This is a genomic window from Bacteroides sp., from assembly GCF_029057325.1.
Taxonomy (GTDB): Bacteria; Bacteroidota; Bacteroidia; order Bacteroidales; family Bacteroidaceae; genus Bacteroides.
This window is the reverse complement of record NZ_JAICZW010000208.1, coordinates 1-8,088: the sequence shown is the minus strand read 5'-3', so window position 1 is coordinate 8,088 and position 8,088 is coordinate 1. Positions and strand designations below refer to the sequence as shown.

At 48.4% G+C, this 8,088-nt stretch carries 8 protein-coding genes; 5 read left to right on the top strand and 3 right to left on the bottom strand.

Annotated features, from left to right (window positions below; translation table 11 throughout):
- Window positions 1–77: 77 nt before the first annotated feature.
- Window positions 78–923 (bottom strand): 50S ribosomal protein L11 methyltransferase, encoded by an 846-nt coding sequence (gene prmA / locus K2G43_RS13390; RefSeq protein ID WP_297642930.1) that lies wholly within the window; start codon window positions 921–923, stop codon window positions 78–80.
- Window positions 924–1,142: 219 nt separating this feature from the next.
- Here prmA and K2G43_RS13385 point away from each other — a divergent pair, with 219 nt between their 5' ends.
- From K2G43_RS13385 to K2G43_RS13365, 5 genes are all read left to right on the top strand, one after another.
- On the top strand, window positions 1,143–2,570 hold the full coding sequence (locus K2G43_RS13385; RefSeq protein ID WP_297642931.1) for a hypothetical protein: 1,428 nt from the start codon (window positions 1,143–1,145) through the stop codon (window positions 2,568–2,570).
- Between the two features lie 37 nt (window positions 2,571–2,607).
- A complete protein-coding gene (locus tag K2G43_RS13380) occupies window positions 2,608–4,242 on the top strand; it encodes a TonB-dependent receptor (RefSeq protein ID WP_300156083.1) in 1,635 nt (544 codons plus the stop codon).
- Window positions 4,243–4,738: 496 nt separating this feature from the next.
- Window positions 4,739–5,017 carry a hypothetical protein gene (locus tag K2G43_RS13375; RefSeq protein ID WP_297642934.1) on the top strand — a complete coding sequence of 93 codons (279 nt, stop codon included), beginning with the start codon at window positions 4,739–4,741 and terminating at the stop codon, window positions 5,015–5,017.
- Between the two features lie 78 nt (window positions 5,018–5,095).
- The gene (locus K2G43_RS13370; RefSeq protein WP_297642935.1) at window positions 5,096–5,779 is read left to right on the top strand and encodes a hypothetical protein; all 684 of its coding nucleotides are present in this window, start codon (window positions 5,096–5,098) and stop codon (window positions 5,777–5,779) included.
- The gene (locus K2G43_RS13365; protein WP_300156079.1) at window positions 5,776–6,405 is read left to right on the top strand and encodes a hypothetical protein; all 630 of its coding nucleotides are present in this window, start codon (window positions 5,776–5,778) and stop codon (window positions 6,403–6,405) included. Before K2G43_RS13370 ends, K2G43_RS13365 begins: the two co-directional genes overlap by 4 nt.
- Before the next feature lie 253 nt (window positions 6,406–6,658).
- On the opposite strand, the gene K2G43_RS13360 is transcribed toward K2G43_RS13365, so the two are convergent.
- Both K2G43_RS13360 and K2G43_RS13355 read right to left on the bottom strand, forming a co-directional pair.
- The gene (locus K2G43_RS13360; RefSeq protein WP_300156076.1) at window positions 6,659–7,588 is read right to left on the bottom strand and encodes a hypothetical protein; all 930 of its coding nucleotides are present in this window, start codon (window positions 7,586–7,588) and stop codon (window positions 6,659–6,661) included.
- Between the two features lie 44 nt (window positions 7,589–7,632).
- Window positions 7,633–8,088, bottom strand: a 456-nt coding sequence (locus K2G43_RS13355) for a DUF6108 family protein (protein WP_366525065.1), incomplete at its 5' end; no start/stop codon positions are given.

Genomic DNA, 8,088 nt, shown 5'->3' with positions numbered 1-8,088 from the left:
GCCTGGGGGTGTATGTTCCGGCACGACGTATCAGCACCATTTCGCCGGTGGAGGCGTTGAAGGATGAATGATTCGTTTTATTTTTTCTGAAACTTCACCGCCGCCCACCGATTCTTCTCACGGTGATGGACAAAGCGCAACCCGTTGCGTTCCGCCTCTTCGCGGATGACAGGAATGTCATCTGTGTAGAAGCCGCTCATCAGCAGTTCCGCACCGGGATTCATGCGGGCGATGTAGTGCTTCATGTCGTTCAGCAGGATGTTGCGGTTGATGTTGGCGATGACTACGTCGAAGGGGCCTTTGCTTTCCAATGAAGAGGCGTCGCCTTGGAAGACTGCGATGTTGTCCACCCCATTCAGGCCGATGTTTTCTAGTGAGTTGCGCACACACCATTCATCGATGTCGATGGCAGTGCAGGGAGATGCTCTGCGCATGCGTGCCAGGATGGCGAGGATGGAGGTGCCGCAACCCATATCGAGCAAAGACTTGCCTTGCAGGTCGCTGTCCAACAGTTCGCCGATAATGAGGCTGGTGGTTTCGTGGTGTCCCGTGCCGAAAGCCATTTGCGGGTTGATGACGATGTCATACTCCGCTTGGGGAACATCGTGGTGGAAGGTGCTGTGGATGACGCAGCGGTCGCCGATGACGATAGGTTGGAAGAAGTTCTTCTCCCACTCCTCGTTCCAGTCCTTGTCTTCGGCTTCCACGTAGTCGTATGTGATCTGCGCATCGGGCAGGGGGAAGTCGGCAAGCATTTCCTGGAGGGCGGATTCACTATAAAGTTCCTTCTGTATATAGGCGGCGATGCCATCGGCCTGCTCTACAAAACTCTCGAACCCCACTTCGCCCAAAACGGCGGAGAGGACATCATTGACCACTTCTGTGCACGGAGTTGTGCGGAATGTAAATTCTAAGTATTTCATCGGAATAAAATTTATTTGTTAAATGCGAAAGGCGGCCCTTGTTTATCCATAAGCAGCCAAACCGTTTTTGTATATTTTTTGTTTTGAGTACAAAGATAAGGCGCATTTAGGGAATTCCCTATCAATCTTTGGGGAAAATCTGCTGCATGGAATGAATTCCCGCATTATCTTTGTGACGCGAAAAAACAGATGAATGTAAAATCTATAAACCAAACGAATATGAAAAAGATTGTTTCTTTATCGCTTTTTGCCTTGTGCCTCCCGTGGACACTGGTGGCGCAAAGTGTAGATGACGACCTTTACTTCACTCCTTCCAAGAAGAAAGAGGAGAAGAAAGTGGAAGTGAAGCAGGAGCGGAGAGTGGCTCCTCCTGTAGAAGAAGTCGTGGTAAAGTCGAATGCGCCGACCACGGTCTATACATCGCCGGGCAGTACGACGGTGGTGGTGAAAGACCGCAAAGGAAACACCCGCGACGTGGACGAATACAATCGTCGTTACGATTCCCGCAACAATGATTTCAGAATGGAGAACGATACGCTCTATATCGAGGAGAAGGCGTATGACGGATTGGATGGCGAATGGGTGAACGGCGGGTTCGAAGGCTCGCAGGATGACTATGAGTATGCCACCCGCATCATTCGTTTCCGCAATCCCCGTTATGCCATCAGCATCAGCAGCCCGCTCTATTGGGATGTGGTCTATGGGCTGAATTCCTGGGAGTGGAACGTATATACCGATGGCTTGTATGCTTACGCTTTCCCTACATTCACCAATCGTCTGTGGTGGGATTGGCGTTATAACTCCTACGGTTGGGGCGGCTATCCCTACTATGGCTGGGGATGGAACAGCTGGTACGGTCCCGGTTGGAGCTTCGGATGGGGAGGCTGGCATGCAGGTGGCTGGTGGGGACACCATCACCATTATTATCATCATCCTTATTATTACGGTGGTCACTGGGGTGGCAGTCACTGGGGAAGCGGTCATTGGGCGCATAACGCTTATACGGACAGACGCTCTTACGGTGCAAACCGTTCCTCATACGTAGGTAATAGGGGATTGTCTTCCACTACCCGCCGTTCTTCTTCTGTAAATGGCGGCCAGACGATACGTCGGGGCAGTACGGGCAATTCCGGTCAGGTGCGTCGTAGCACTACTACCGGTACGTCAGCTTCCCGTCGGGTGGTGGGCACGCGCTCTTCATCTACGGTCCGTTCCGGCTCTTCCTCTGCAGTCCGTTCCGGTTCTTCTGCCACTCGTTCGAATGCCACCCGTTCAGATGCGGCTTCTACTCGCCGTTCTACTTATACGCGTCCGAGCAGCACCCGCAGCAGTTCTTCGTACAATAGTGGCAATGTGGAGAGTGTTCGCAGCAGCCGTTCTTCGGCTACACGTTCCTCTGTAGGAACTTCAAGCAGAAGCTCTTCGACTTACAACAGAGGTTCGAGTGCGGCACCGGCACGCAGCTATTCCAACGATGACAATCGCAATAGTAGCAGTCGTTCATACACTGCTCCTTCGCGTTCGTCGGGCAGTTCCACACGTTCGTCTTCCGGTTTCTCAAGTGGCGGCAGCAGCACCCGTAGCTATTCTGGCGGTGGTGGCAGCACCAGTCGTTCCAGTGGTGGCAGCAGCTCCAGAAGACGGTAAATACAAATATGTTTTTAATTTCACAAGATTCTGAATTATGAAGAAGATAACCATGATGGCTCTTACACTGCTTGCGGTTGCAAGCACAGGAGCACAGACTATATACGATGCAACGAACATTGCACAAAAAGATTTGAACGGAACCGCCCGTTTTGTTGGAATGGGTGGTGCCATGGGGGCGTTGGGCGGTGATATTTCCACCATCGCCACCAATCCGGCAGGTATCGGTATTTATCGTAGCAACGATGCCATGCTTACGTTCGGTTATTCGATAACGGGTACGGAGAGCAATTATGTGGGCAGCAAGTTTGAAGCGAACAAGAACCGCTGGAACTTTGATAATGCCGGCTTTGTGTTGGCCACCAAAATAGGCAACCACACTCCGTTGCGTTATGTGAATCTGGGATTCAACTATCATCGGTCGAAGTCGTTCTACAAGAACATGACGATGCAAGGCATGATGGGAAGCATCGATAACCTCTATCTTTCGCAGATACGTAGCATGGCTCAGCAGGCCACCGATGCACAAGACTATGTCTATCATAGCTATGGGAAGCCATTGGATTGGAACTCCAAAGATATTTACCGTAACAATGATGCCGGTTGGCTGGGTGCTCTTGGCTATCAAGGCGCTCTTCTTTTCGAGAATAGAGAGGAGGGGTATCCCGATTTCTACGACCCATACATCCCTTCTGAGGCCGATGCCTATTTCTTGTCGCGCGAGCGTGGCGGTATTGACCAGTACAACTTCAACGTTTCGTTCAACGTAAACGACCGTTTCTATTTTGGTGTTACCATTGGTGCCTACGATGTGAACTATCGTAAGTACTCGTTGTACGATGAGAATTTCAATTACACCTGGGATGATGGACAGAATTATCAGGAGGGTTACTCTTTGGAGAGCTTCAACCGCATACATGGTTCCGGCTACGACTTCAAGTTCGGTGCTATTCTTCGTCCGATAGAGGATTCTCCGTTGCGTATCGGTTTGGCTGTGCATACTCCTACCTATTATAAACTGACCTACACCACGGGTGCCTTGCTTAATTCGGATATGTATTTGCCCGATGCTACCGGGGATGAGGTTTTGACCAAAACCACCGTAGATACTTATGCGGCATTGGATGGCAGGGATATGGAACGTGATTTTAAGTTGCAAACTCCGTGGGTGTTCAATGCAAGTTTGGGTTACACGATTGGTAAAGAGGTGGCTTTGGGTGCTGAATATGAATACGAAGATTATTCAAGCATGAAGTTCAAGTATCCATACGGCGATGAAATGGCTTGGGAAACGGGCGAGGCTGATCTTTGTATGAAGGGCGTGCATACGCTGCGTTTGGGTGCGGAGTTCAAACCGATTTCCTCGTTCTCGTTGCGTGCCGGTTATAATTATAGTTCAGCTGCCTATAAGGACGATGCGGTGAAGGCGCTTCCTTCCAATTCCATCAATACGGATACGGACTTTGCCAACAATCAGGCTATGAATACGTTTACGTTGGGTATCGGTTATCGCTTCTCTTCGTTCTATGCGGATTTGGCTTATAAATATGATACGTATAAGTCGAACTTCTATCCGTTCTATAATGATATAGACGGTCTGGTGACACCGCCGGCAACGAAGGTTACCAATACGCGCAGCAAAGTGATGCTTACGTTGGGAATGCGTTTCTAAGAGAGACGGAAGCAATTTATGTGAATGGAAATACGGGGGAGGACCCATATTTGAGCAACGCAGCGTTTATTATCGCAATATATTGGTCAAGTTCGTTTCAATTCGTCATTATTAAAGATGTAGGAAACTCTTAACATGATGAATGGAACGGCCTTGACCAGTTTTCTTTGTTAAGTGAAAGTTTAGTGAGTTATTATGGAAAATTTCAATGCATACGTAAGTAGTGTGGATATGGCTTTCTGGCGTGACATCTGTTACCAAAAGGGAATATTGAAGTGTTTCCAGAAAGGGGAATCCTTTGCTTGCTGTGGAGATACCATTAAGTATTGGGGATTTATCAGGAAAGGATATTTTAAATATATCGTAACAGATACGTGTGGAGAAGAACACATTACAGGTTTTGTATTCAGCGGCTGTCCGGTTGGTGATTTTTTAAAGTGCTGTAAGCGGGCAGCCTGTTAAAAGCAATATAATAGCGGCGACAAAGACAGAAGTTATGATGTGTCCGGCTGCTGAATTTAAGCATCTGCTTGAGAAGTCGCCGATGCAACGCCAGATACTGACGGAAAGTTTGTTCCGGCAGGCTTACACACAATACCTGGATTTATATCGCCTGTCGCCCAAAGAACGTTATCTTGCCTTGTTGAGGCGGTGTCCGGATATCTTGCAAAACATCACTCTCAAAGAATTGGCCTCTTATCTGCAAATTACGCCTACACACCTGAGCCGCATCCGGAAAGAACTGACATTTACCGATACTTTCCCTTTTTCTTAAGTCCATATCTCAACCTATGTTGATAACTATTTGATTATTATGCCCTAATTTTGAGGCGTTAATCAAATACTATTTGTTATGAGACATTCTAAGAAATCCTACCTTCTGCTGGCTGCCATGTCAGTATTTTGCGCATGCTCGTTTTATTCTTGTCAGGTTGCGGAACTTATAATCAGTGGCACTACCTACTATGACACGGAGATTACCACTAAGGACAATCAGTTGATTGCCGGACAAATAGGTGGACAGCGCTCTTCCAATCTTCCTTCCGGTGCCAAAACCATCAGCATCAAGACGGACGAAGGAAGAAAGAAAATCAAAAGCGAAGAGATTGAATATATGACATTGGCACGCAAAAACCATCTTGAGAAACGGCAGACATTGGTATATACGGAAGCTAAGATACCATATACAAGGAAAGGGGAACTGAAATTCCGGACATTCAAGAATTGGCAGATACTGAACAGTGCGGGCGATCATCTTCTCATCACTGCGTATGGGCATACATACAGCCTTGCCAAAGATGGAGCCTTGGTCATTACTTACAGCAGGGATGAGGGCATAAAATACTGTATCAGGCGTCAGAAAGATGAGTGTCCGATACTTATCGGAAGAAGCATATCCAGCCGGTCGTATATGCGCAAGCAGTGGCAGGAATACCTTTCCGATGACCCCGTATTGTGCCAAAAGATAGCAAACAAGGAGATTGATGCGTTCGACTTCACTGCCATTGCCGAACAATATAATCCTGTGGTGAAATGAGATTATCTTCGGTGCATAAGAGAATAGGCGACGGGCTTCCTGTGCCGTCTTGGATTGAGCATGAAGGCAAGAGGCGATTAAATCCCCGACAGTTTCTCTTGATTGTGACCATCTGTTTCTTGCCGTATGTTTGTCGGGGAGTGGCTGCTCAGGAGAGTGGCTTCAAGGATGGGGCGGCGCTTTATAGTATCGGAGCCGGATATGAATGGATGTCGGATGCGTATTCTCCAAAAGGATTTGCACTTGATGTACGTGCCCGTTTCTATTTTTCGGAGCATTCCTTTTGTGAACTGATGGGACATTGGGGAACTCATGAAGGCGATAAGAAAGTTATACAGAAAGGAGCTCCTTTCGTTGTACGCGATGAACGGAATACGCTGTTGGGCGCTATTGGTCCTGGTTATGAGATATTCCAGAGTGGGAATCAAATAGTTGATGTATATGTAAAGGGACTTGTGGGGTATGGCGTTCGTTCTTCTCGTTATGATGATTACTCTACGGTTGGTAGTGGAGACGGAAACATTACACATGGATGTAAAAGAAGCAAGAAGGGGATGGTTGATGTTTTCTATATCGGAAATGAATGGAATGTTGCCACTATGCTGTCTTTCGGCTTTTTTCTATAAACTCGGTAAACTAAGAATCATGACAAGGAAAAAGCAACTTCAATTGATGTCTTCATGCGCTTGAATATAGGAAAGATTTCATTGATATATAGATGTGCATCTCACTTTCTTTTAGGCACGGATTACACGGATTTACACGGTTTTTCTTCTTGACTGAACCGTAAAATCCGTGTAATCCCGTGCCTAAAATCTATGCATTATGCCGGTTTCTTTTCGTTTTGACACACCTCCCAATATATGGATAATGGGTAAGTTACCAATACCACGCTATACCGAACGAGTAGGGCGATACCTTCGGCCCTTTGTCTTTTTGGAACAGTTCGTTGATGGAGTAGCGCAGGTAAATGCCTAAATTGTTGTAACCCGCTTGCGCCAGCAGGTTGACGCCGACAGGTCGCACATACATTCCCTTACCTATCGTTTGCTTCTTACCACCGTTGATGTGCGAGAAGGACTTCACACCGTGGCGTATCTCGAATTCGGGACCGGCGTTGACGAACAGTTTGTTGTAGCTTTGTTGCCATTCCAGCAATACGGGTATGCGGAAGAAGAAATGGCGCAAACGACTCTTGCTATATGCGGTCTCTTCATCGCCTGTGGTGAAAATGCTGTTGCCTTCTTCTTTCAGCAGGGCGTGGTTGCCATCAAAACTGAATGAACGGTAACCCCAGCTTATGACCATATTGATGCCCCAATGCGGGTTTTTCTTGAAGCTGTGATAATCCGTGAGGAGGTCGAAACCGAATTCCCAAGATTTGGACAGGTTGAGCTCCATCGGGCTGTCGGAACTGAAGGAGAGGAAGTCATCCGCCAGGCGGCTATAGCCGATGAACACGCCGGAGCAATGCGGGTCGTAGTGGTATTTTTTCTTCTTGGGGATGAAGGGCAGGGCATCGAGGAAGGTGCGCTTGTCGGCATCTGCCTTCTCCAGATAGACTCCTTCGAAGAGTTCCACCTCTTTTTGCTCGTCGGGTTTTCCCGCTTTTTCTTGTTTCTCGTAAATCCGGATGCGCAGGTCTCCGCTTCCCCGTCGGATGATGATGGAGTCGCCTTGCGTGCTGATGCGGGCATGGCGCAGGGTGTCGGTGGCAATGTCGGTGGTGGGGGACAACGCTTGTGCGTGGGCGGGGCATACTGCCGTCAGCAGGAGGGCGCATGCCGTAATCATCTGTTTTGCTTTCATTGGGATATGTTGTTTTTGTTGATTGGACAATGGATGGCAGGGTTTCACCGCTTCTGATAGAGCATCTTCATCAGCTCCTGTTCGGTGAGTTCTCCTTCGATGAATATCAGGGCGGCGGTCTGCTCCTTTCCGCGTTTGAAGAGGAGGTATCGTTGCTTCCGTTTCACGGGAGTCAGTTGGTAGTAGATGCTCCGCAGCACACCGCCGTCTGTCACCTCCTGGCTTTTCTTCACTTGCAGGGAGTGTGCCACGTCATACTTCAGGCACTCTTCCACCTCTTTCTGATAGTCGGTCACGTCTTTGAAGACGAGGCTCTTGTAGGTCGTCATCCGGTAGGAACGGAGGATTTCTCCGTTCAGTTCCACACGGGTCACGTTGGGCCGGTCACCGAATTTCTCGAACAGCGTGAGTGTCTTCAGAGGCTCTTGCGCATGGGCAAGGACGGGCAACAGCAGTAACATCGTTGCCACGAACCAGACAAGCGGGCGATGGGTTATGGG

Coding starts and splice junctions, on each gene's coding strand:
- prmA (WP_297642930.1), bottom strand. CDS start 923: ATGAAATACTTAGAATTTACATTCCGCACAACTCCGTGCACAGAAGTG.
- K2G43_RS13385 (WP_297642931.1), top strand. CDS start 1,143: ATGAAAAAGATTGTTTCTTTATCGCTTTTTGCCTTGTGCCTCCCGTGG.
- K2G43_RS13380 (WP_300156083.1), top strand. CDS start 2,608: ATGAAGAAGATAACCATGATGGCTCTTACACTGCTTGCGGTTGCAAGC.
- K2G43_RS13375 (WP_297642934.1), top strand. CDS start 4,739: ATGATGTGTCCGGCTGCTGAATTTAAGCATCTGCTTGAGAAGTCGCCG.
- K2G43_RS13370 (WP_297642935.1), top strand. CDS start 5,096: ATGAGACATTCTAAGAAATCCTACCTTCTGCTGGCTGCCATGTCAGTA.
- K2G43_RS13365 (WP_300156079.1), top strand. CDS start 5,776: ATGAGATTATCTTCGGTGCATAAGAGAATAGGCGACGGGCTTCCTGTG.
- K2G43_RS13360 (WP_300156076.1), bottom strand. CDS start 7,588: ATGAAAGCAAAACAGATGATTACGGCATGCGCCCTCCTGCTGACGGCA.